At 65.4% G+C, this 23,561-nt stretch carries 21 protein-coding genes; 14 read left to right on the top strand and 7 right to left on the bottom strand.

Annotated elements, in window-relative coordinates:
• Window position 1: 1 nt before the first annotated feature.
• Together oppB and AKL02_RS05015 are read right to left on the bottom strand one after the other, a co-directional pair.
• Window positions 2-925 carry an oligopeptide ABC transporter permease OppB gene (gene oppB, locus AKL02_RS05020; RefSeq protein ID WP_083079647.1) on the bottom strand — a complete coding sequence of 308 codons (924 nt, stop codon included), beginning with the start codon at window positions 923-925 and terminating at the stop codon, window positions 2-4.
• A 65-nt stretch (window positions 926-990) separates the two neighbouring features.
• On the bottom strand, window positions 991-2,610 hold the full coding sequence (locus AKL02_RS05015) for a peptide ABC transporter substrate-binding protein (protein ID WP_332836463.1): 1,620 nt from the start codon (window positions 2,608-2,610) through the stop codon (window positions 991-993).
• A gap of 424 nt (window positions 2,611-3,034) precedes the next feature.
• On the opposite strand from AKL02_RS05015, the gene AKL02_RS05010 reads away from it, so the two are divergent.
• From AKL02_RS05010 to AKL02_RS04960, 11 genes are all read left to right on the top strand, one after another.
• The gene (locus tag AKL02_RS05010; protein ID WP_083079645.1) at window positions 3,035-4,477 is read left to right on the top strand and encodes an MFS transporter; all 1,443 of its coding nucleotides are present in this window, start codon (window positions 3,035-3,037) and stop codon (window positions 4,475-4,477) included.
• A 164-nt stretch (window positions 4,478-4,641) separates the two neighbouring features.
• Window positions 4,642-5,661, top strand: a complete 1,020-nt coding sequence (locus AKL02_RS05005) for an aldo/keto reductase (protein ID WP_083079643.1) — start codon at window positions 4,642-4,644, stop codon at window positions 5,659-5,661.
• A gap of 183 nt (window positions 5,662-5,844) precedes the next feature.
• Window positions 5,845-6,216, top strand: coding sequence for a hypothetical protein (locus tag AKL02_RS05000; RefSeq protein WP_083079641.1), 372 nt, complete (start codon window positions 5,845-5,847; stop codon window positions 6,214-6,216).
• Window positions 6,213-8,423, top strand: coding sequence for a pyrroloquinoline quinone-dependent dehydrogenase (locus AKL02_RS04995; RefSeq protein ID WP_083079639.1), 2,211 nt, complete (start codon window positions 6,213-6,215; stop codon window positions 8,421-8,423). Before AKL02_RS05000 ends, AKL02_RS04995 begins: the two co-directional genes overlap by 4 nt.
• Window positions 8,424-8,628: 205 nt before the next feature.
• On the top strand, window positions 8,629-9,138 hold the full coding sequence (locus AKL02_RS04990; RefSeq protein ID WP_083079636.1) for a 2Fe-2S iron-sulfur cluster-binding protein: 510 nt from the start codon (window positions 8,629-8,631) through the stop codon (window positions 9,136-9,138).
• On the top strand, window positions 9,138-10,160 hold the full coding sequence (locus AKL02_RS04985) for an FAD binding domain-containing protein (protein WP_083079634.1): 1,023 nt from the start codon (window positions 9,138-9,140) through the stop codon (window positions 10,158-10,160). The genes AKL02_RS04990 and AKL02_RS04985 overlap by 1 nt, the downstream gene beginning before the upstream one ends.
• Window positions 10,157-12,352, top strand: a complete 2,196-nt coding sequence (locus AKL02_RS04980; protein ID WP_083079632.1) for a xanthine dehydrogenase family protein molybdopterin-binding subunit — start codon at window positions 10,157-10,159, stop codon at window positions 12,350-12,352. The genes AKL02_RS04985 and AKL02_RS04980 overlap by 4 nt, the downstream gene beginning before the upstream one ends.
• 40 nt (window positions 12,353-12,392) lie before the next feature.
• Window positions 12,393-13,259: an XdhC family protein gene (locus AKL02_RS04975; protein WP_198453260.1), complete on the top strand. Its 867-nt coding sequence runs from the start codon at window positions 12,393-12,395 to the stop codon at window positions 13,257-13,259.
• Between the two features lie 3 nt (window positions 13,260-13,262).
• Window positions 13,263-13,835 carry a nucleotidyltransferase family protein gene (locus AKL02_RS04970; protein WP_083079628.1) on the top strand — a complete coding sequence of 191 codons (573 nt, stop codon included), beginning with the start codon at window positions 13,263-13,265 and terminating at the stop codon, window positions 13,833-13,835.
• 46 nt (window positions 13,836-13,881) lie between these two features.
• Window positions 13,882-14,886, top strand: coding sequence for a DNA topoisomerase IB (locus AKL02_RS04965; protein WP_083079625.1), 1,005 nt, complete (start codon window positions 13,882-13,884; stop codon window positions 14,884-14,886).
• 133 nt (window positions 14,887-15,019) lie between these two features.
• On the top strand, window positions 15,020-15,508 hold the full coding sequence (locus AKL02_RS04960; RefSeq protein ID WP_083079623.1) for a fasciclin domain-containing protein: 489 nt from the start codon (window positions 15,020-15,022) through the stop codon (window positions 15,506-15,508).
• Window positions 15,509-15,653: 145 nt separating this feature from the next.
• Here AKL02_RS04960 and AKL02_RS04955 read toward each other — a convergent pair whose 3' ends face one another.
• On the bottom strand, window positions 15,654-16,160 hold the full coding sequence (locus AKL02_RS04955; RefSeq protein ID WP_083079621.1) for a hypothetical protein: 507 nt from the start codon (window positions 16,158-16,160) through the stop codon (window positions 15,654-15,656).
• Between the two features lies 1 nt (window position 16,161).
• The gene (locus tag AKL02_RS04950; protein ID WP_083079619.1) at window positions 16,162-17,610 is read right to left on the bottom strand and encodes an alpha,alpha-trehalose-phosphate synthase (UDP-forming); all 1,449 of its coding nucleotides are present in this window, start codon (window positions 17,608-17,610) and stop codon (window positions 16,162-16,164) included.
• A 359-nt stretch (window positions 17,611-17,969) separates the two neighbouring features.
• On the opposite strand from AKL02_RS04950, the gene AKL02_RS04945 reads away from it, so the two are divergent.
• Together AKL02_RS04945 and AKL02_RS04940 are read left to right on the top strand one after the other, a co-directional pair.
• Window positions 17,970-19,025 carry an AI-2E family transporter gene (locus AKL02_RS04945; protein ID WP_083079617.1) on the top strand — a complete coding sequence of 352 codons (1,056 nt, stop codon included), beginning with the start codon at window positions 17,970-17,972 and terminating at the stop codon, window positions 19,023-19,025.
• Window positions 19,026-19,058: 33 nt separating this feature from the next.
• Window positions 19,059-19,868 carry a hypothetical protein gene (locus tag AKL02_RS04940; protein WP_083079615.1) on the top strand — a complete coding sequence of 270 codons (810 nt, stop codon included), beginning with the start codon at window positions 19,059-19,061 and terminating at the stop codon, window positions 19,866-19,868.
• Window positions 19,869-19,904: 36 nt separating this feature from the next.
• Here AKL02_RS04940 and AKL02_RS04935 read toward each other — a convergent pair whose 3' ends face one another.
• Genes AKL02_RS04935 through AKL02_RS04925 form a run of 3 tightly spaced genes read right to left on the bottom strand, consistent with a single transcriptional unit; the run spans window position 19,905 to window position 22,454 of the window.
• Window positions 19,905-20,663, bottom strand: a complete 759-nt coding sequence (locus AKL02_RS04935; protein WP_083079613.1) for a LamB/YcsF family protein — start codon at window positions 20,661-20,663, stop codon at window positions 19,905-19,907.
• Window positions 20,656-21,687: a 5-oxoprolinase subunit C family protein gene (locus AKL02_RS04930; protein ID WP_083079611.1), complete on the bottom strand. Its 1,032-nt coding sequence runs from the start codon at window positions 21,685-21,687 to the stop codon at window positions 20,656-20,658. The genes AKL02_RS04935 and AKL02_RS04930 overlap by 8 nt, the downstream gene beginning before the upstream one ends.
• Window positions 21,684-22,454 (bottom strand): 5-oxoprolinase subunit B family protein, encoded by a 771-nt coding sequence (locus AKL02_RS04925; protein WP_108722441.1) that lies wholly within the window; start codon window positions 22,452-22,454, stop codon window positions 21,684-21,686. Before AKL02_RS04925 ends, AKL02_RS04930 begins: the two co-directional genes overlap by 4 nt.
• Before the next feature lie 135 nt (window positions 22,455-22,589).
• Here AKL02_RS04925 and AKL02_RS04920 point away from each other — a divergent pair, with 135 nt between their 5' ends.
• A complete protein-coding gene (locus tag AKL02_RS04920) occupies window positions 22,590-23,555 on the top strand; it encodes a TRAP transporter substrate-binding protein (RefSeq protein ID WP_083079609.1) in 966 nt (321 codons plus the stop codon).
• The last annotated feature ends 6 nt before the right edge of the window (window positions 23,556-23,561 follow it).

Here is a 23,561-nt window from a genome sequence, read left to right as displayed (position 1 = left end):
GTCAGTACCGGATTTTCGGGTCGATCCATCCGTAGACGATATCGACGACAAGGTTGAACAGGATGGTCAGCGTGCCCAGCAGGATGGTGATCCCCATCATCACCGCGTAGTCGCGGTTGAGCGCGCTATCCACGAAGCTTTTGCCGATCCCACCGGTGGTGAAATACACGTCCACGATCACCGAGCCAGTGATCATCGAAACGAACGCCGGACCGAGATAGGAGATCACCGGCAGCAGTGCAGGTTTCAGGGCGTGGCGCATGATGATCTTGCGCTTCGGCAGGCCCTTGGCGCGGGCGGTGCGGATGTGGTTCGAGCTCAGCGTCTCCAGCATCGACGAGCGCGTGATCCGCGCGATCGAGGCCATGTAGGAGGTCGAGAGCGCGATCACCGGCATGATCCAGAAGCGCGGATCGTCGAAGCTCCAGCCACCGCCGGGCAGCCAGTGCAGCGACAGCGTGAAGATCAATACGAGGATCGGCGCCATCACGAAGTTCGGCAGCACCTGCGCGCCGATGGAGATACCCACGGCGAGATAGTCGAGCCACGAGTTGCGCTTGATCGCGGCGGTGACGCCAAGGGTCACACCCACGACGACCGCGGCGATGAAGCTGAGGAAGCCATAGGTCAGCGTGACCGGGAAGCCCTGCGCGATGATGTCGTTCACCGAGCGGTCCTTATACGAGAACGAAGGCCCGAAATCGAAATGGGCGACCACGTTCCACAGATAGGTGGCGATCTGCTTCCATAGCGGCTGGTCGAGCCCGTATTTCGCGTTGAGATTGGCGAGCACCTCGGGCGGCACGGCCCGTTCCGACGAGAACGGCCCGCCAGGCGCCGTGTGCATCAAGAGGAAGCTCGCGATGATGAGCACCAGAAGCGTCGGGATCGCGATGGCGAGACGCTTGAGAATGTAGACGATCATAAGAATGTCCCGAAATAGGTCGGGCGGGCCGATTGCGCGGCCCGCCCGTTATCGTTTCAGCCGGCTTACTTCGCGACCTTGTACATGTTCTTCGCGTACCAGTTCAGCTGGACGTTATCGAACGGGTAGCCCTTGATCTGCGGGTTCAGCAGCATCGGCAGCGAGTAGGCGTAGATCGGCGCCAGCGGCATGTCCTCGGCGAGGATCTTCTCCGCCTTGGTGTAGTCCTCCTGCGGATCGGCCGCCGTCTTCGAGTCCTTCATCAGCTTGTCGTAGTCAGCGTTCTTCCACTGACCCGAGTTCTGATCCGACCACGAGGTGTTCACGTCGAGATAGGTCGAGGCCTCGTTGTAGTCGGCACACCATGCGGTGCGCGCCACGTCGAAGTCATGCTGACCGTTGAGCTTGTCGAGATAGACCTTCCACTCGAAGTTCTCGAGGGTCGATTGCACGCCGATCTGCTTCCAGAACTGCTGCACCGCGATCGCGATTTTCTTGTGGTCGGCCGAGGTGTTGTACATGATCCGCAGGTTCAGCGGATGATCGGGACCGTAGCCGGCTTCCTTCAGAAGCTCCTTGGCTTTGTCCATACGCTCCTGCTGCGTCATGTCGGCATACGCGACATCCGGCGCCTTGAAGTTCGCGGTCGCCCAGTGGGTCCAGGTATAGGCCGGTTTCTGGCCGCCCTTGAGGATCTTGTCGACGATGATGTCGCGGTTGATCGCATAGGAAAGCGCCTTGCGGACCTTCACGTCCTTGAGCGCCTCGGGGCCGTTCGGGCCGACGTTGAAGCGGTAGGCATAGACACAGGAGCGCGGCGGAGCGTGGGCCGCATCCGGGTATTCCTTCTTCAGGCGCGGATATTGACCGGCCGGGGTCTGCACGAAGTCCAGCTCGCCCGCCTCGTAGCGCGTCAGCGCCTGGTCGTTATCCTGCATCGGGATGAACTTCAGATCGGTCAGCGTGACGTTCGCGGCGTCGTAATAGGCGTCGTTCTTCGTCAGCTCGATCGAGTTGCCGATTTTCCAGCTTTTCAGCTTGTAGGGACCGTTGACGACCATGTTCTCGGGCTTGGTCCAGTCGGAACCGTATTCCTCGACGACCTTCTGCGGCACCGGGAAGGTCGAGGACAGCACCAGCATCTGGCGGAAATAGGGGATCGCGCTGTCGAGCGTCACCTGCAGCGTGTGGTCGTCGAGCGCCTTCACGCCCAGCTCGCTCGGCTTCTTGTCGCCCGCGATCACGTCATGGGCGTTCTTCACCTGCATCAGCTCGATATACCACGAGTATTGCGAGGCGGTCGCCGGATCGGCGAGACGGCGCCAGGCATAGACGAAGTCCTGCGCGGTGACGGGATCGCCGTTCGACCACTTCTCGTTGCGCAGGTGGAACGTGTAGGTCTTCTTGTCGTCGGACACCTCGTAGCTCGTCGCGAGCGCGGGCACGAGTTTACCGTGATCGTCCTGCTGGTAGAGACCTTCGAACATCTGCTGAAGAACGTCGTTGCCGTCCTTCGAGGTGCTCAGATCGGGATCGAGCGTCTTCAGATCGTCCTGCATCCAGTAGGTGAAGGTCTGGTCAGCGGCGAGCTTGGTGCCTTCGGGCACTTTGCTCGACTGAGCGAGAACGGGTGCGGCGCTGCCCAGCATCAGGGCAAAAGCGGAAATCGCGGCAATCGACTTCAAGGGATACCTCCAGTTTTCCGGGGTCCGGTCGCGCGCAACGCAGGGGTGAGCGCGGGGCCCCGATTTTTCGTTGATGGGGCATCAAGGGCAGGATCGGGGCGCGGCGCAAGTCTGACGTCACGGTGCTCACACCCATGTGAGAGCGCATTTCTCGGACCTCGGCGAAATCTTTCTGAAACTTGCGTGGCGCCCTTGAAATTTGCAACGAACGCCAAGCTCCGTCGCGTGAGCCAAAGCCCCATCCCGGCCCTCCGCGACCGAATCTCTGCGCCCGCGATACATCCGCTTGCGCGCCTTTCCCCCTATGTATTTTGACACATCCAGAAGTTGTTCCGCGCGGGCTCGCCTTCGGGCGTGCTATTGACCAGCCTCGCCCCCCTGCTAGCTACCCTTGGCGTTACAGCCCCGAGAGAACGGACCCCGAATGGCCGAGACCGACCAGAAGACCCCACTTTCGCCCGCACGCCGCTGGGCGGCTGCAGCCGTCCTGCTGCTGGCGAATTTCATGAACCTGATCGACATCACGATCGTCAATGTCGCCCTGCCTTCGATGAAGAACGAGCTGGCGGCCCCGCCGAACCTGATCGAATGGATCGTCGCGGGCTACACCTTCTCCTTCGCGATCTTGCTGCTGCCAGCGGGACGGATGGGCGACCTCTTGGGGCGGCGCAAGCTGTTCGTGTCGGGCATCGCGCTGTTCACCGCCGCCTCGCTGGTCTGCGGCATCGCGCCGGGGATCGGGACGCTGGTGACCGCGCGCATCGTGCAGGGCGTGGGCGCTGCGATCATGACGCCGCAGACGCTGGCGCTCGTGCCGCGGCTGTTCCCGCCGGAGCAACGCGGCGCGGCCTTCGGCCTGTTCGCACTGACCGCCGGGCTGGCCTCGGTCGCGGGGCCGATCGTGGGCGGGCTGCTGCTGACCGCCGATATCTACGGGTTGGGCTGGCGTCCGATCTTCCTCGTGAACATTCCGTTGGGCATCGCGGCCTTCATCGCGGCGCTGATGCTGGTGCCAAAGGGCGAGGGCAACCGCAAGCTGGGGATCGACAAGGTGGGCATCGCAATCGCCGCCGTGGCCACGCTGGCGCTTCTGTTCCCGCTGGTCGAAGCTCCGTCGATCGGCTGGCAGGGATGGATGTATCCGATGGTGATCGCCGCGCCGATCCTCGGCTGGGTCTTCATCCGCTGGCAGCGGCATCAGGAAGAACGCAACGCGCCCCAGCTTCTGCCAATGCGGCTGCTGCGCTCGGGCTCGTTCCTGTCGGGCAGCCTTCTGAACGCGGCGCTGTTCACCGCGGTGCCGAGTTATTTCTTCACCATGGCGCTTTATCTTCAGGCGGGCTACGGGCTCACGCCCCTGCAATCGGGGCTGACGACGACGCCCTTCCCGCTAGGCGTGCTGCTCGCCTCGGCCACGACCGGCTGGTTCGGGTCGCGCTGGGTCCGCTGGCGCGTGATGGGCGGCGGCATCCTCATCGCGACGGGCTTCGCAGGGCAGCTCTGGGCGATCTGGACGATGGGCGACACGATCAGCTGGTGGCGAATGGCACCTTGGTTCTTCTTTGGCGGCTTTGGTCTGGGCAACACCGTCTCGCCGCTGTTTCAGGTCTCGCTCTCGGCGGCCGATAGCAACGACAGCGGCTCGGCCTCGGGCGCGGTGCAGGCGATCCGGCAGGTCGGCATCTCCTTCGGCATCGCGATCATGGGCGGGATCTTTTTCGGCATGCTGGGCGGTGCGGAGCCGGGCGATCACGAGGCCTATCGCGGCGCGATGATGTCGGCCATCGGCTACGCAATGGTCATCGCGAGCGTGGTGATCCTCACACCGTGGTTCACGCCGATGAAGATCGAGCGCGCCAAAGACTGAGCGGGCGGCGCCCCTGCGCCGTCCCCTTCCTGCCTCGCACGCGATGACATGATCGTGCGCCACAACTGTCACGCGACCCTCGCCCCGAGCGCCGCGCGCCCCATCTACCCAACCCAGAGGGGCCGTCCGAACCTGGCCCCCGAAAGATGCGAAAGGAGCGATCCATGCGTTACAGACCTCTTGGCCCCAGCGGCCTCCTCGTCTCGGAACTTTGCCTCGGCACGATGACCTTCGGCGGCTCGGAGGGCATGTGGGGCCAGATCGGCCAGCTACGTCAGGATGATGCCGACGGCCTTGTGAAAACCGCGGTGGATGCGGGCATCAACTTCATCGACACCGCGAATGTCTATGCGGGCGGCGAGAGCGAGCGCATCCTCGGTCAGAGCTTGCGCAATCTCGGCATCGCGCGCGACGAGGTGGTCATCGCGACCAAGGTGCTCGGCCCGATGGGCGAGGGCATCAACCAGCGCGGCTCCTCGCGCTATCACATCATGGAGCAGTGCAAGCAGAGCCTCGAGCGGCTGCAGCTCGACCATATCGACCTCTATCAGATCCACGGCTTCGACCCGATGACGCCGATCTCGGAGACGCTCGAGGCGCTGACCACGCTCGTGCAGCACGGCCATGTCCGCTATATCGGCCTGTCGAACTGGGCCGCGTGGCAGGTGATGAAGGCGGTGGGTATCGCGGAAGCGCGCAAGCTCGCCCCGATCCTGTCGCTGCAGGCCTATTACACGATCGCCGGGCGCGATCTGGAGCGCGAAGTGGTGCCGATGCTGCGCGACACCGACATGGGCCTGATGGTCTGGAGCCCGCTGGCAGGTGGTCTGCTGTCCGGCAAATACGACCGTGACGGCAAGGGCTCCGACGGGCGGCGCGCCAATTTTGACTTCCCGCCCGTCGAGAAGGACCGCGCCCATGACGCGATCGACGCGATGCGCCCGATGGCCGAGAAGCGCGACGCGAGCGTGGCGCAGATCGCGCTGGCGTGGCTTCTGCATCAGGAAGTCGTCACCAGCGTCATCGTCGGTGCGAAGCGCAAGGACCAGCTGACCGACAATATCGCCGCGACCGAGATCACCCTCGACGCGGAAGAGCTGGAAACCCTCGACAAGGTCAGCGCCCTGCCCGCCGAATATCCGGGCTGGATGCTGGAGCGTCAGGGCGGCTACCGCCAGCGCTAAGCACGAAGCGAACCGATCGGCGCGCCCGGGCGGGTATGGCTATGCCTTACCGCTCGGGCGCGCCTTTTTTTGTGCCTGCAGCGTGCCCGCTTACGTCGCGGCCTCAAATCGGTTCACTTTTTCATGGACCTCAAAAGACATACCGCGCGTTGGGCGGGAAAGCACTTACCAAGGAGAGTTCCTTTGGCACATTCCCGCTCAGCATCACGGCCGCGCAGCATCCTGATTGTTCTGGGGGCGCTGGTCGGCTCCGCCATCGCGATCTGGAATTACATTACCCCCCTGACCGGCGTGACCGGCACATTCGGCGCGGGGCTGGTGATCGCCTCCTCCATTTTGATCGCCCTCGCAGGGATCGTGATCCAGCTGACCGAACCCGGAGCGATCCGCACGATTCTGCGCGTCCTCGTCGCGCTCGGCCTGCTCGGAACCGCAGCGGCCGCCTATTTCCTCCACGAATGGTGGCTGATCGCGGCGATGGGCGTCGTGCTGATCGGCCTCATCTACGACATCGCCTCGAGCCGGGGCGCGCGTTCGAAAGGAGCCTACGCATGAACCGCAAGACCGTCTCGCTCGCCTTCGCCCTCGCCTTCTTTGCTGCCGCCGGGTATGCGCAGGACACGACCGCGACCGACAGCACCGCAACCGACAACACGACCCAACCCGCAGCCGATAGCGGCACCGCGACCTCGACCGACAGCAGCTCGACCGATACCGGCAGCACCAGCGACACCGGCAACCAGTCGGACAGCCAGACCAGCACCGATCAGCAGACCGACAATCCGGCGGCCAACGAGGCCACGCCGCCCGGCCCCGACGCCAACGCCGAACAGCCCAAGCCCGTCGCCGATAGCGTCGCCCAGCCGATGATCGCCAGCGGCTCGCGCGAGCGCAACGGCACCCCGCTGGTGCCCGAGCAGCCCGTCTGGAACAGCTTCCACGGCCAGCTTTCCGCGCAGAAATATTCGCCGCTGACCCAGATCAATCCCGACAATGTGGGCGATCTGGAGAAGGTCTGGCAGGTCCATACCGGCGACGTCTCGGACGGTTCGGGCGACAAGCCCGCGACGGTCTGGTCAGCCACGCCGATCTTCGCCAATGACACGCTCTATATCGGCACGCCCTTCTACCGCGTGCTGGCGCTCGACCCGGCCACGGGCGAGCAGAAATGGGCCTTCGACACGAAATCCAAGCTGGAGGCGCTGACCCAGCCAGCGCTGAAGAACCGTGGCGTCGCCTATTGGCAGGCCGAGAACCCGGTCGCGGGCAAGGTGTGCCAGAAGATCGTCTATATCGGCACGATGGATGCGCAGCTCTTCGCGCTCGACGCCGATACCGGCAAGCCCTGCACCGATTTCGGCGATAATGGCGTGCTGAACGTGGACAAGTGGAACACGGTCAATGACAGCTTCCCGCTTTCCGTGCTGCAGCCGCCGACGGTTGCGGGCAATCACCTGATCCTCGGCTGGGCCGGTCAGGACTGGGAGTCGGCAGAGGCTCCTCCGGGCGCGGTCTTCTCGGTCGATGCGCAGACCGGGGAGCTGCAATGGTCCTTCGAGACCCTGCCCGAGAATATCCGCCGCAAGACCGGCACCGCGAACGTCTGGACCGCGATGTCCGTCGATCCGGGCCTGAACATGGTCTATCTGCCCGTGGCCTCGCCCTCGCCGAACTATTGGGGCGGCAACCGGACCGAGCAGATCCCCTACGCCACCTCGACCACCGCGCTCGATCTCGACACGGGCAAGGTCGTCTGGTCGCGCCAATGGGTGCATCACGACATCTGGGACTATGACATCAACTCCGCGCCGACGCTGATGGACATCACGGTCGACGGCAAGGAAATCCCGGCGCTGATGCAGGGCACGAAGATGGGCTTCCTGTTCGTCGTGAACCGCGAGACCGGCGAGGATGTCTGGCCGATCGAGGAACGCCCTGTTCCGCAGGGCGACGGCACGGTGAAAGGCGAGGTCTATGCCAAGACCCAACCCTTCCCGACCAAACCCGCGCCGCTTCTCGATCAGTCGAAGAAGCCAGAGGTCTGGGGCATCGCCGATCTCGTTTCGGGCGGCGCTTGCTCGGAGCTTTTCGACAACCTCACCTATGAGGGGATGTATACCCCGCCGACCACCAAGGGCGAAGGCACGCTGGCCTATCCCGACAGTGCGGGCGGCGTACAATGGGGCGGCGTGGCCTTCGATCCCAACGCGCAGATCGCGGTCGTGAACACGAGCCACATCGTTCAATACATCAAGCTCTGGGAGCGTCAGGACTACGAGAAGAACGCCGGTGGTTCGGGCAACGAGAACGGCTTCTACCCGCAGAAAGGCGCGCCCTACGGCATGAGCTTGGGCAACGCGCTGAACTCGCTCGGGATGCCGTGCTGGAAACCGCCGTTTGGCGAACTGGTCGCGATCGACATGCATACCGGCGACGTGAAATGGCGCAAGCCGCTCGGCAGCTCGCAGAAATACGGGTTCTTCATGCCCGAGAGCATGGGCTCGCCCACAATCGGCGGTCCGGCGGTGACCAAGTCGGGGCTGATCTTCATCGGCGCGACGATGGATGCCAAGGCGCGCGCCTATGACATCCAGACAGGCAAGGAGCTGTGGTCCTCGCAGCTTGAAGCCCCGGTCGTCGCGAACCCGGCGATCTACGAGTACAAAGGGCGCGAATACGTGGCCTTCATCTCGGGTGGCAACTCGATCCTGAAGCCCACCGTGGGCGATCTGGTGGCCGTCTACGCGCTGCCGGAGAACTGATCGCCGCGTAAACACATCGCGGGGGCGTGGCACGAACCACGCCCCCCTGCCCCGACGCAAGGAGCGTCCGCAAAGCCCTCACCGCAACGTGAGGGCTTTCTCGCAGGAACCGTTCCGCGCGCGCGGTGTTCCCCATTAAGCTGGTTTGAACGTCTGCCTCCCCAGACGGCTGCGCCAAACCTGAATTCCGGACAAGGGGGACCCCATGAAGGTTTCATTTCACGTCAATGGCGAGGCCCGCGCGCTTGACCTCGACCCGCGGGTGACGCTGCTCGACGCACTGCGCGACCATCTCCAACTCACCGGCTCGAAAAAGGGCTGCGATCATGGCCAATGCGGCGCCTGCACGGTGCTCGTCGACGGGCGGCGGGTGAACTCCTGCCTCAGCCTCGCGGTGATGCATGAAGGCTCCGAGATCACCACCATCGAAGGGCTCGGCACGCCCGAAAATCTCAACCCGCTGCAACAGCAATTCGTCTCCTGCGACGGCTACCAGTGCGGCTATTGCACGCCGGGGCAGATCATGTCGGCTACCGGGATGCTGGCAGAAGCCGCCGACGGGGCGCCCAGCCATGTCAGCGACAGCCTCACCGGCAAGCCCGAACTGAGCGACGCCGAAATCGCCGAGCGGATGAGCGGCAATCTCTGCCGCTGCTCCGCCTACCCGTTCATCCGCGAGGCCATCTCGCGCGTGGCCGAAGCGGAGGAGAAGTAATGAGACCTTTCGACTATCTTCGCGCAAACGCACTCGATGACGCGGCCTCCAAGGCGGGTGACGGCGCGCAGTTCATCGCGGGCGGGACCAACCTGCTGGACCTGATGAAACTGCAGGTGATGACCCCCGAGACGGTCATCGACATCAACAATATCGACGGGCTGGACAAGATCGAGCCGCATGAGGGCGGACTGAAGATCGGCACGCTGGTGCGCAATGCCGATCTGGCAGCAGATGCGCAGGTGCGCCGCGCCTATCCGGTTCTGTCGCGCGCCCTGCTGGCGGGCGCATCGGGCCAGATCCGCAACAAGGCGACCACGGGCGGCAACCTGCTGCAACGCACGCGCTGCCCCTATTTCTACGACCCGGCGATGGCCTGCAACAAGCGCGACCCCGGCGCGGGCTGTGCCGCCAAGGGCGGCGTAAGCCGCATGCTCGCGATCCTAGGCACTTCGGCTGCCTGCCGCGCCGCACATCCCTCCGATATGGCGGTGGCGATGCGCGCGCTCGATGCGCAGGTGAAAATCCGTGGCACCGATGGAGCAACCCGCACCGTGGCGATGGACGAACTCTATCAGCTGCCCGGCGAGACGCCCGAGATCGAGACGAGCCTGAAGCCGGGCGAGATCATCACCGCGGTGGTCCTCCCTGCCCCGCAACCGAACGCCACGCAGAGCTATCGCAAGATCCGCGACCGGGCGTCTTACGCCTTCGCGCTCGTCTCAGTCGCTACCGTGGTCGAGATGGAGGGCGAGACGATCAAGACCGCCTCGCTCGCCTTCGGTGGCATCGGCGCGCGCCCTTGGGCGGATGCGCAAGTCAATGCGATGCTCGAAGGCGAGACCCCGTCGGAGGAACTGTTCGGCAAGGCCGCCGATACGCTTCTGGCCGAAGCGGTCACCGATGAGGGCAACGATTTCAAACGCGAAATGACCCGCCGCGCACTGATCGCGGTGATGCGCGAGGCGACGGGCATGGCCCCGGCCTCGACCGGAACGGACAAGGTGGAGGCGCTGGCATGAGCGACACGTTCACGATGGATGAAGCGCAGCCGCGGCTGCTCGACGAAACCAAACAGGGGTTGGTGGGCGCTCCGCTCGACCGCCCCGAGGGCAAGCTGAAAGTGACCGGCACCGCGACCTATGCGGCCGAATTCAAGCCCGACGGCATGGTGCATGGCGTGATGCTGCGCGCCACGATCACGCGCGGCAAGGTCACCGGCTTTGATGAGACGGAGGCGAAGAAGCTCCCCGGCTATCTGGGCCTGTTCCACGGCCCGGAATTCGTGCGCAACCCGGCGCAGGGCATGGCAGGCGCCGCGCCGGTGCAGCCCGGTGACCGCGTCGATTATCACGGCCAGCCCATCGGTCTCGTGGTCGCGGAAAGCTTCGAGACCGCGCGCGACGCCGCCGCCCGGATCAAGATCAACTACGAGCAGAACCCCGGCGCGCCGGTCGATCCGGCGGGCGTGGAGCTCGAGCTGAACGAGAAGCGCGAAAGCATCCAGGGCGATCTCGACGCCGCGATGGAGAAGGCCGCGCAATCGGTCGATCTCGAATACACCACCGCCGGCCACGTCGCTGCCGCGATGGAGCCGCATGCGGGTATCGCCGAGTGGAAGGACGGTCGCCTCGTTCTACATGGCTCGCTGCAAATGGTCCGTTTCAACAAAGAGGAGTTGGCCGGTGCGGTTGGCATCGAGTCCGACAAGGTCCACATTCTCGCGCCCTATGTGGGCGGCGGGTTCGGCTCCAAGCTGGGCATCTCCTCCGAGCATGTCGCGGCGGCGCTTGCCGCGCGCGAACTCGACCGTCCGGTGCGTATCGTGCTGAGCCGTCAGACCGTCTTCGATGCCGTGCTGCGCCGCACCGAGACGTGGCAGCGCCTGCGCCTTTCGGCGGACGCGAGCGGCAAGCTGACCGGGATCGGGCACGAAGATCGTGTCTCCAATCTCGAAGAGGAAGCCTTCTCCGAACCGGTCAACGCCGCGAGCCGCTTCATGTATGGCGCGCCCAACCGGGTCATGCGTCAACATATCTCGCGCAATCACCGCACGCCTACGGGCTCGGTCCGCGCGCCGGGCGAGGCGGTTGGCACCTTCGCGCTGGAAACCGCGATGGATGAGCTGGCCGAGAAGCTGGGTCTCTGCCCGGTGGAACTGCGCCTTCGCAACATCCCCGAAAAACACCCCGACACCGGTCAGGCGTACTCGGCGCGCGCGCTGGAAGACAGCCTGCGCGAAGGCGCGAAGCGCTTCGGCTGGGATCAGCGCCCCGAGACCGGAACGCGTCGCGAAGGCGAATGGCTGATCGGCATGGGCGTCGCGGCTGCGGGGCGGGCAAACTTCCTCGTGCCCTCGGCGGCGCGCGTGACGCTCAGCGCAGACGGTGCGCTGGTCGAGACCGACATGACCGATATCGGCACCGGCAGCTACGCCATCCTCGGACAGATCGCGGGCGAGATGCTGGGCCTGCCGATCGACAAGGTCTCGGTCCATCTGGCCGATAGCGACCTTCCGGGGGCCTCCGGGTCGGGCGGCTCCTTCGGGGCGTCGTCGTCGGGCTCCTCGGTGTTCCTCGCCGCACGCAAAATCCGCGAGCAGCTTGCGGACAAGCTCGGCTGCAAGTTCGAAGAGTTGAGCCTTGGCAATGGCGAGGTTTCGGGCGGTGGCAAAACCGCGAAACTGGTCGATCTGCTAAGCGATCCGATCAGCGCCGAGGGCAAGATCGAAGGCGGCAAGACCGCCAAGAGCCACTTCTCGGCAGGCTTCGGCGCACATTTCGCCGAAGTCGCGGTGAACGAGGTCTCGGGCGAGGTGCGCGTGCGCCGGATGCTCGGCGTTCTCGGCATCGGTCGCGTGCTCAACGAGAAGACCGCGCGCAGTCAGGCCGTCGGCGGCATGGTCTGGGGCGTCGGTTCGGCTCTGCACGAGGAGCTTGGCCACGATCCGCGCACCGGCCATATCGTCACCCGCGATCTGGCGAATTATCACGTCCCGTCGCACGCGGATATCCCGCGCCAGATGGAGGTGGTGTTCCTGCCCGAGCGCGATGACGAGGCGAACCCGATCCAGTCCAAAGGCGTGGGGGAGCTTGGCATTTCGGGCGCAGGGGCCGCGGTGATCAACGCGATCCACAATGCGACGGGCGTGCGGCTGCGCCACTACCCGGCCACGCCCGACAAGGTACTCGAGGGGTTTGCCAATGGACGGTAGTCCGCTCCGCCAGCGTGCGCGCACAGAGACCCGGTTGGGCATGGCGGAAATGCCACTGCCCGCGCCGGGACGGCTCGCCGCGCTGGCTATTCTGACACGGATCGAGGGGGCGGGGTACCGCCCCCTCGGTGCTGCGATGAGCCTCGACGATCGGGGCGATATTCGCGGCCATCTCTCGGCGGGCTGCATCGATGCCGATATCGAACACCATCTGAACAAGGTCGCGCAGGACGGCTGTACGCGGCATCTGCGCTACGGCGAGGGCTCGCCCTTCATCGACCTCGTGCTGCCCTGTGGCGGGGCGCTCGACATCACGGTGATCCCGGCCCCGCCCGTAGCCGATCAGGAGCGCGTGGCCGAAGCGATCGACGCTCGGATGCCGCTGTCGCTGCACCTGTCGGGCACGCAGGGCACCCTGACACTCGAGCCCCAACCCGAGACCGATCTGAGCCTGCACCTCGTGCCCGAGCCGCGTTTCGTGATCTTCGGCACCGGCGTCGAGGCGGAAACCTTTGCGCAGCTCGCCGCGGGCGCAGGCTATCAGGCCGATCTCATAATGCCTGATCCCGTGAGCTTGCCCGGCGTGACGAGCCACGAATTCCGGCGCAGCAATCCGCTTGGGGACATCCAAACTGATCCGCGCATGGCGGCGCTTTTGTTCGTCCACGATCACGATCGGGAAATCCCGATCCTCGCCCAGCTTCTGGAGAGCGACGCCTTCTTCATCGGCGCGCAGGGCAGCCGCCGCACGGCGCGCCAGCGCGCGGTGGCGCTGCGTCGCAAGGGCCTCTCGGAGGCCGCGATTTCGCGGCTGCGCGGTCCGGTCGGCCTGATCGAACAGGCACGCGAGCCGCGGCTGTTGGCGGTGTCGGTGCTGGCCGAAGTGCTGCAACTGGCGCGGGTCTGAGACTTGACGCGCAAGATCATGGGCGTGGTCCTCGCGGCGGGCGCGTCGCGGCGCTTCGGTGCGCGGGATAAGCTGGCCACGCGCGCGGGCGGAGAGGCTGCGCTTGTGCTGCGGTCCGCGCGGAAGCTCCAAGGGCTTGGCCTCCATCGACGCGCTGCGATCACCCGCAGCCCCCGGCTGCCGAAAGAGCTACGCGGCGCGGAGCTCGACCTTCTCTGCATCGGACCGGGTCGCGTCCAGAGCGCGAGCCTGCACCGCGCGATCCGCGCCGCTCAAGCCAGTGGCGCGAGCCATCTGCTGATCGTCCTCGGCGATATGCCCGAGGTCTCTCGCGCGCATTTGCGCCAGCTTCTCAAGACACCCGGTCCCCACCCAGCGATGGCCACTTCGGACGGTCGCTTCGCGCCGCCAGCGCTGATCCCGCGCAGGCTGTTCGGCGCGGCTTTGCGGCTGACGGGCGACCGGGGCGCCGGGGCGTTGCTGCGCCGCGCCCCTGACCTGCGACGCGTTGCGCTACCGCCCGGCACGCTCCGCGATATCGACCGGCCTGAAGATCTTCGCAACGCCACAGAATAGGCGCGCGGAACGGGAACTGCGCCGCTGCGCCCGGCGTTTTCGCTCCATGAAAGACCTGCCCGATCTCGTCTATTATCCCGATGACCGGCCCGGCATAACGCGCAGGCGCTGCGGGCGCGGGTTTTCCTATATGGCCCCTGACGGGACGACCATCGCGCGCGGCACCGAGCGCAAACGGATCGAGGCACTGGCCGTGCCGCCCGCCTATGAAGATGTCTGGATTTGCCCGCGGCAGAACGGCCATCTGCAGGCGACGGGCCGCGACGCGCGGGCGCGCAAGCAATATCGCTATCACCCGGACTGGACCGAGTTTCGGTCGCAGAGGAAGTTCAACCGGCTCGCGGAATTCGGCACCGTCCTGCCGCGTCTGCGCCGGGCAATCCTGAGCGATCTGCGCGGCCATGACCCCGGGGATCGGGCCTTCGCGCTGGCCGCAGTTCTCGCTCTGCTGGACCGCGCCGCGATCCGCGTCGGAAATGCCGATTACGCGCGCGAGAACCGCAGCTTCGGCGCGACCACGCTGCGCGGCGCGCATATGACACTCGACGGCGGTACGCTGCGGCTGGCCTTCACCGGCAAGGGCGGCACGAAGATCGAAAGCGAGCTGCGCGACAGGACGTTGGAGCGCGCGCTGACGCAGCTCGACGATCTGCCCGGGGCCGAGCTGATCACCTGGATCGACGAGGATGGCGACCCCCATTCGGTGCGCTCGGACGAGGTGAACGCTTTCCTCGCCGACCGTACCGGGGCCGAGGGGCTGACCGCAAAGACCTTCCGTACGTGGAACGGCTCGGCGGCGGCGCTGGAGGCCGCACTGCGTCAGGCGGATGGCGGGCGGGTGACGATCAAGGCGATGGCAGAGGCCGCCTCTGAGCGACTGCACAACACGCCCACGATCGCGCGCAACTCCTACATCCATCCGAAGGTGATCGCGCTGACCGAGGCGGAGCCGGAGGCGCTTGTCGCTCTTGCGCAAACCGCGCCCGCGGTCGACGGGCTGCGCAAGGCCGAGGCGCAGCTACTGCATCTTCTCGACCGCGGCACGCGCTGAGCGCGCCGTTCACGCCACCTCACGCCTCAGTGCAAAATCGCGAGCGCCGCGTGATCCATATCACGGCATTCCCCGTATCCCCTGCACGATCCACCACCGGATCTGCCCACGATCCAACACAGGGAGAAAGAGAATGCTGAGAAGAACCTTCATGGCCGCAGTCCTCGCCGGTACCGCGCTCGTTTCCGCCCCCGCCCATGCCGACAATCATGGCGGAATGGATATCGTCGACACCGCCGTGAACGCTGGCAGCTTCGAGACGCTCGTGGCCGCGGTGCAGGCCGCCGGTCTGGTCGAGACGCTCAAGGGCGAAGGCCCCTTCACCGTCTTCGCACCCACGGACGAGGCCTTTGCAGCCCTGCCCGAAGGCACCGTCGACGACCTGCTCAAACCCGAGAACAAGGACAAGCTGACGTCGATCCTCACCTATCACGTCGTGCCCGGCAAAGTGATGTCCGGCGATCTGAGCGACGGGATGATGGCCGCGACCGTGCAGGGCTCGGAAGTCACGGTGAAAACCGACCCCGCCGTGATGGTCGATGAAGCCAGCGTGACCCAGGCCGATATCGAGGCCAGCAACGGCGTGATCCATGTGATCGACAAGGTGATCATGCCCAAGTGACGGGCTTGAGTAAAAGCCCCAAGTGACGGGGAGGTTTGCCGGAAGGTCCCCCTCACGGCAGACCGCTCCCGGGCCGTTCGCGCAGCTTCGGATGCGCGGGCGGTTTCTTTTTTGAGGTGCCCGCGAGGCCACAAATCTGGGCCGGTCAGGCGTAGGCGCTCAGAAGTGTGCCGCTCCCGCTCGGATCGCCGCCGCCGGGTACGATCTCGCTCTGGCTCGGCAGGTCCTCCTCGTGAATGACCGGTGCATCGGTCATCCGCGACAGGTTCTGCGCGATCGCCTCGATTGCGCTGTGGCACGCGTGATCTCCATTGTGCTTGGGCACGAAAATCCGCGTCAGATTATGCGCCTGCATGATGTAGGACAGCACATGCGCGATCGAACCATGCTCCTCAGGATCGGAAAGCGCCCCATCTTCATAGGTCAGGAAAGACGCACAGATCGGCGTCGCGCCACAGGCACCGAGCCGGGCGATCAGCGCGCCACGCCCGCCGCCCTCCTGAGACAGGCAAACGATATGGGCACGGTCGCCCTTAAGTGCTTCGATGAAGGCCCCGTGGCAATCGAGATCGCAATTTCCGGGGTGGAGCATCAGAACGAGCGCGCCCTCCTCCGACGCGGTCGGCTCCATATTTCGTGACATCATGGTCATATCAGACCTCCTCCTTTGAAATAGAGCGATGCGCGCCGGGGTCGAATTCCCGGCCCTCTTCTCCGCGCAGCCATTCGGCGGCGCGTCCGGTAATGCGCAAAGCGGGTGTGCAGGCGGCGAGCTGATCGAGGAAACTCCGCGCCCAGGCGCCGGTATCGGTCGCGTGGACCACTTCCATGCAGGCGGCATGGCGCGCCTGACGTTCCTTCAGCGGCATCGTCAGAGCGCGGCGGATCGCGGTGGCGGTCTCATCCACGTCATGCGGATTGACCAGCAGGGCCTCGGTCATGTCCTCGGCGGCGCCCGCGAAGCGCGACAGCACCAACACGCCCGGATCCTCCGGATCCTGCGCTGCGACATATTCCTTCGCTACGAGGTTCATCCCGTCGGCGAGCGGGGTCACAAGTGCCGCCCGTGCGCCGCGCAGCAGCCCCGCGATCTCGTCGCGCGGCACCGGGCGGTGCAGGAAGCGGATCGGCGCCCAATGGACCTCGCCGAAGCGCCCATTCACCTGCCCCGCGATCTGCTGAAGGTCGGCGGTGATCTCCTGATAGGCCCGCACGCTTTCGCGCGACGGCGGCGCGATCTGCACCAGCGAGGCGCGCGGCCCCGTGTCGTAGGTCTCCAGATAGCGCTCGAACGCGCGGAAGCGTTGCGGCAACCCCTTGGAGTAGTCGAGCCGGTCGACGCCGATGACATAGGCGTCTCCGAACAATTCGTGCGCGGGCGGCGGCGCGCAGTCCTGCGCCGCCCGGGCGAAGCTCTCAGCTGAAATGCCAATCGGGAAAGACCGGACGGACACCTCCTGCGCGCCGAATTTGATCGCGCCGTTGGGCAGCATTTCTGCCCGTGGGTCGGCGCGGAACATCTCGAGGCATCGCGCCACGTCAGCCCGCGTCTGCAGGCCGACCAGATCGTAATGCGCCAGCCAGCGCGCGAAGGCGGGCGGGTCGGGCAACACATCGAGATCGGTGATGTTGGGGAAAGGAATATGCAGGAAGAAGCCGATGCGGTTGGTCACACCCAACCTGCGCAGCTCCTCCGCCAGCGGGAAGAAATGGTAGTCGTGAATCCAGATGTGATCCTCGGGCGAGATCACCTCGGCCATCTGCTCCGCGATCCGGCGGTTCACGCGCAGGTAGCCTTCGTCGAAGCTGCGATTGATCTCGACCAGATCGGTGCGGTGATGCGCGATCGGCCAGAGCACGGAATTCGCGAAGCCCAGGTAATAGGCCGCGCGGTCTTCCTCGGTCAGACGGAAGGCGAGCTTGTCATATTGCGTCCCGCCCATATCGATGAGGGTGGGCTCTTCCGGGCCCGTTTCGGGATGCGCCCCGATCCAGATGCCGCCTTTCTCACGCAGCGCCTCATGCAGCGCCACCACGAGCCCGCCCGAGGGCGTGGCCTCGGAAGGGATACGGTTGGACACGACGATGAGGCGGGCGGACATGACGAAAGAGACCTCCGAAATTGGGCGGCTGAATGGGTTTGTCCCTGTTGGGATGTTTCGCCCGAGCAACTCCTCCTTACGCATGGCAGTTCCTCTCTCTGAGGGCGAAAACAGCCCCTCAGCCGAAAAAAGTTCATATCTTTAACATAAGACAATAAACCGACTCACCGGGATGCATTTTTTTACACATTTTCAATCCCTTCCGCGATGTTTTGTGACATCTTTCCCAGCTCGCGCGCATGCGGCGCCGGACACATGGCGGGTGACAATTTCTCCGCCGCGACGCGCTTTGGGTACGGAACCACGGCGCGGGCGACAGGTTGGCCTGTCACACGACACAAGCCGCGACGGAGAGCACCATGTCAGACCCCGGACCGCATCGCGCCGACCATGCGGACCCCAAGCCGGCCGGACTGCGCGCGCGAGCCTCGCGCGAGCGGGTTGCCTTCTGGCTGCCGATCGCGATCTTCGCGCTTCTGGTGCTGGTTGCGCCAGATATCTTGCTGCTGGTCTTCGCGGGACTTCTGGTCGCGGTCTTCCTGCGGATGGGCGGCAACGCCATCGCGCGCAGGCTGCACATCCGCGAAGGCTGGGGGCTCGCGCTCTATTCGATCATCTTGGTCTGCCTCGCGGTTCTGTTCTTTCTCTATGCCGCGCAGGGCCTGTCCGATCAGCTCGACCAACTTACGACCGCCCTGCCCAAAGCGATGAAACAGGTGCAGGACTTTATCGACTCGCATGGCTGGCTGCATTCGATCACGCGCTCGATCGACCTCGGCTCGATCGCGCCATCGAGCAAGGGGGCCGCCACGACCGTGATGATGTCCATCGGCGTGATCGGGAACGCGATGCTGATCCTGTTCATCGGCGTCTACGGCGCGGTGGAGCCGCAATTGTACCGGCGCGGGATCGCCGCGCTCTTCCCCTCCTCCAAGCGTGACTGGGTCGTCGCGAGCTTCGCGACCGGCTGGGCGGCGCTGTCGGGCTGGCTGTTTGCGCAGCTGATCTCGATGACGGTGATCGGCCTGCTGACCTTTGTCGGGCTGTGGCTGCTGAACGTGCCGCTGGCGGCGATCCTTGCGATCCTCGCGGGGCTTCTGACCTTCATCCCCAATATCGGCCCGGTCCTGTCGGCGATCCCCGCACTCGCGATGGCCCTGACGGTCAGCCCGATGACGATGCTTTGGGTCGTGGTCCTCTACCTCGCGGTACAGGCACTCGAGAGCAACCTGATCACGCCGCAGATTCAGGAAAAGGCGATGTCGCTGCCCCCGGCCCTGATTATCGCCTTCCAGCTTTTGATGGGGAGCTTCTTCGGCCTGCTCGGCCTTGCGCTGGCAACCCCGCTGCTGGCCGTTCTGATGATGATGACCCGGCGCCACTACCTGCCGCTGGTCAGGCCCGAGACCGCCTGACCTGACCCTCCTTTCAACCTTCCGGAGCCCGTTTTGACGACTTTCCTGATCCTCCTCGGCGCCGCCATCGTTGCGATCTCGCTTTGGGACATTCTGCTCTGCGCGCTTGGTGCGGGCCAGTCCGGCGCAATCTCGCTGGCCATCGCGCGGTTCGGCTTCAAGCGCATCCGCAGCTTCGGGCACACACGGCTCGCGCATCGCATCTGCGGCCCGGTGACGATGGCATGGCTCGGCGGCGTCTGGATCATCATGGTCGCCTTCGGCTGGAGCCTGATCTTCTTCGCCGCGACCCGGTCTCTGGAGACGACCAAGGGGCTGCCCGCGGCGAGCTTCGGTGACAGCCTCTCTTATGCGGGGCATCTGCTCTCGACGCTGGGTGGCGGCTACGCGACGCCCGCAGGCACCGGCTGGTCGCTGATCTCGGTCATCACAGGGGTGACAGGGATGCTGGTGCTAACGCTCGCGGTAAGCTTCGTCTTCTCCACGACGCAGGCGGCGGCGCAAGGGCGTGCGGTCATGGCGCTGGCCGAGGTCTTCCCGCCCGGCTCCGACGAATTCACCGGGCAGTTCCTGCCGCAATTATCAAGCTACGTGGCGCAGGTGAAATCTATCCCCTTCGCGCTGTTCTATAGCACCGCGAGACCCGAGCGCCGCCTGCCGCGCGGCATCTATCGGCTCTGGCACGACGACCGGCTCACCGAGGATCAGCGCCGCGCACTGCGGATCATTCTGCATGAATTTCCCGGGCTCGAAGGCGTCCCGCCCGAGCAGTTCGACGACACGCTCCTGCACTGGGCCAAGCGGCATGATCTCTGTCCGCAGGACATGACGGGCCGCGCGTGATGCGATGCGCGCGGATGATGTGACTGCAGACCAGCCTTAGCCGAAACGCGCGATCTCGAACCCGGCCCCGGTCAGATGCCCGCGCAGCGCGCGCGCCATCGCCAGCGCCTCCGCCCCGTCGCCATGCAGGCAGACCGTGTCGATCTTGCAGGGGATTTCCTTGCCGGACGCGGTCACGATCGCACCTTTGCGCAGCATCGTCTCGATCCGCGCACCGACCTCTTCGGCGTCGTGCAGAACCGCACCGGGTTTCGAGCGCGCCACGAGCGAGGCGTCGTCCTCATAGGCGCGGTCGGCGAAAATCTCGCCCGCCCAATTGGCCTGTAGGTCCCGCGCAACCGGTTCCATCGCGGTTTGCGGCAGCACGACGAGGATGATGTCGGGCTGCACCCTCAGCGCCGCGGCATAGCAGGCGCGGGCGATCTCGGCATTCTCCGAGGCCATGTTCGACAGCGCCCCGTGCAGCTTGAAATGCCGCACCGCGCCGCCCGCCGCGCGGGCCATCGCCTGCGCCGCGCCCAGCTGATAGGTCACCAGATTGGTCAGTTCCTCGGCGCTGAGGCTAAGCCGCCGACGGCCGAAGCCTTGCAGATCGGCAAAGCCCGGATGCGCGCCGATGCCGACATCATTGGCCACCGCCCTCCGCATCGTCTGCGCCATCACATCCGGATCGCCCGCGTGAAAGCCACAGGCGACATTGGCCGAGGAGATCACCTCCATCAGCGCCGCGTCGTTGCCCATCACCCACGGGCCGAAGCTCTCGCCGATATCGGCGTTCAGGTCGATCTTAGCCATTCTCTTCCTCCAACTCGCGCCCTGCCGTCACGCCGCTGATCAATTGGTAGCCGAGCAGGTCATGAATGTCGTGCGGATCGCGGATCAGTGGCCGCAGCTTGGCCCGTTGCGCCTGCAGCTGCGCCTCCCAGCGCGGCGCCAAGGCGTCGGCCTCGTCCAGCGTCACGGCCTTGAACCGCAGCTTCGTTCCCGGCGCGGCCTGGGCCACGCGCGGCAGATCGCAGGGCAGCACGGTGCCGATCCGAGGGTAGCCGCCGATGGTCTGGCATTCGGCGAGCAGCACATAGGGCGTGCCCGCGCCGGTCATCTGGATATCGCCCTCGAAGATCACGTCCGAGGCGAGCCCCTTGGCCTTGTCCGAGGTCAGCGCAGGCGCATCGCTCTCGAGAGCCACGCCCTGACGGTTGCCCTGCCGCGCGCGGGTGAATTCGGTCGTGGTGAGCCGCTCGTAAGTGGCCTCGTCGAACAGGCCCGTCTGCGGTCCCGGGATGATCCGCAGCGTGCCACCCGAGAAACGGTCGTCTTGCGTGAGAACCAGCGCGGGCGCATCGGGCTCGGGGTCCACGCCCAGCGGCAGGCGCGCGCCCGATTCCAGCGCCGAGCCGATCCCGGCGGCGAGATGGGCCGAGCGACTGCCCAGAACCTCGGGTGTCTCGATCCCGCCCGCGAAGGTGAGATAGCCGAACGTGCCTGCGCGCGCGGCACCGATCGACAGCACTTCGCCCGGTTCCATTTTGTGGCTCGCGCTCCAGCGCAGGGGGCGTCCGTCAAGCTCCGCCTGCATCGGTGCCCCGGTCAGCGCGATCCGCGTCGGGGCTGTGACCTCGAACCGCCCGCCACTCACCGCCATTTCCAGCGCGGGAAGCGGTTTGCGCGATCCCAGAAGCGCCGCCGCCTCGACCAGCGCGAGCGGATCGACCGCGCCCCCGCGCGAGATACCTTGCGCCATGCGGCCAGGGCGGCCCATGTCTTGCACGCTCACGCTTGGCCCGAGGGCGCGCAGGATCACCGATCCGCCGCTCATGACCGCACCTCGCAGCGCGCGCCGCCCATCGGATCGTCCGCTTTCAAAAGCGCGTCCATCTCGGTACCGGAGACTGGCGCGAGGCGAACCTCGTCGCCCGCATGCAGCGGCACGGGGTCGGATTGGTCGGGGCGGAAAACGTCGAAGGCGGTCCGCGCGATCTGATGCCAGCCGGTGGGCGAGGCATTCGCGAACAGGACCAGTTGGCGCACCGCCACGCAGAGCGCGCCTTTCGGAACGCGCGGGTTCAGCTCGGAGCGGCGCGCGAGATTCCAATGCTCGGGCAGCAGGCCGAGATAGGGCTGACCGGGCGCGAAGCCGATGGCGAGGACACTCAGCGGGGTCGCGGTAATCTCGTCGATGGCCGCTTGCGGAGAAAGCCCCGCGAGCTTCGCCGCTTCTTCCAGATCGGGACCGTGGTCTCCTCCGAACGCCACGGGCAAATGCCAGACGCGCTGCGCGGGATGCGGCGCCGCACTCTGCCAATCGGCCTCGGACAGCAGGGTCTCCAGCCGCTGGGCCATCTCGGCCCGCGTTACCGCCTCCGGATCGAAACGCAGAAGAACTGACACGAGGCTGGGGACGACCTCGCGCAAACCGGGCAGATCGCTTTCCGTCACGCGTTGATGAAAGCTCTGCGCCGCCGCGATCGCACGCGGCTCCGCAACCAGCGCGAACCGCACGAGCAGCCCGTTCCCGCCAGCCGGCAAAATCTGCGGCCGATGCGCTTGGGCCGTTCCGGGCCGCAATGCTTCTTCAAGCATCATGTCAGGGCATCTCCACTGGCTCAGACCGCGATTTTGAAACTTATCGTTGACTTTGATTTCATTTTACTGACAATTTGTCAACATTATGAAAAGGAGGCGGACACGAATTCCGCCGCGACCCGACAGGAGAGAGATATGATCAGATTTGCTGCAAGCTTCGCGGTTGCGCTGGGGCTGGGCACGGCCGTTCAGGCGCAGAGCTGGGACATGCCGACGCCGTATGGCGACACCACCTTCCACACCGTGAACATCCGCGACTTCGCCGAGGACGTGTCGAAAGCGACCGACGGCAAGCTGGAGATCAAGGTGCATTCGGCGGGCTCGCTGTTTCCGCATTCCGAGATCAAAAACGCCGTGCGCTCGGGTCAGGTGCCGCTCGGGGAGTTCTTCCTCTCGACGCTCTCGAACGAGGATCTGGCTTTCGGCGTCGACAGCCAGCCCTTCCTCGCCACCAGCTACGATCAGGCCGAAAAGCTGTGGGAGGCGCAAAAGCCCGTCATCACCAAGCTTCTCGACAAGCAGGGCCTGATGCCGCTGTTCTCGGTGCCGTGGCCGGCGCAGGGCCTCTATACCAATGGCGAGATCAAATCCGTGGACGACCTCGCGGGGCTGCGTTTCCGTGCCTATAACCCGGCGCTGGAAGAATTTGCGACGCTCGCCAAGGCCGCGCCTGTGCAGGTCGAAGCGGTCGACATCCCGCAAGCCTTCTCGACCGGTCAACTGCAGGCGATGATCACCTCGCCCTCGACTGGCGCGAATTCGAAGGCGTGGGACTTCGTCGACACCTACACCAAGATCGACGCCTGGCTGCCCAAGAACATCGTCGTGGTGAACAAGCGCGCCTTCGACCGTCTGAGCGAAGACGAGCAGAAGGCCGTGATGGATGCCGCCGCGACCGCGCAGACCCGCGGTTGGGAGATGTCTGAGAAAGAGGCCGCCGAGAAGACTGCCGTGATGAAGGAAAACGGTATGGCGATCGTCGATCCGAGCCCCGAGCTGGAAGCCGGGCTGAAGAAGATCGGCGACGAGATGCTGGCGAACTGGAAAGAGAAAGCCAGCCCCGACGCGCTTGAGGTGCTCAAGGCCTATCAGGGCAACTGAGCCCGC

Source organism: Thioclava electrotropha (assembly GCF_002085925.2).
GTDB classification, from domain to species: Bacteria; Pseudomonadota; Alphaproteobacteria; order Rhodobacterales; family Rhodobacteraceae; genus Thioclava; species Thioclava electrotropha.
The sequence above is the reverse complement of the archived record's forward strand: the minus strand, read 5'-3'. Positions and strand labels throughout refer to the sequence as shown.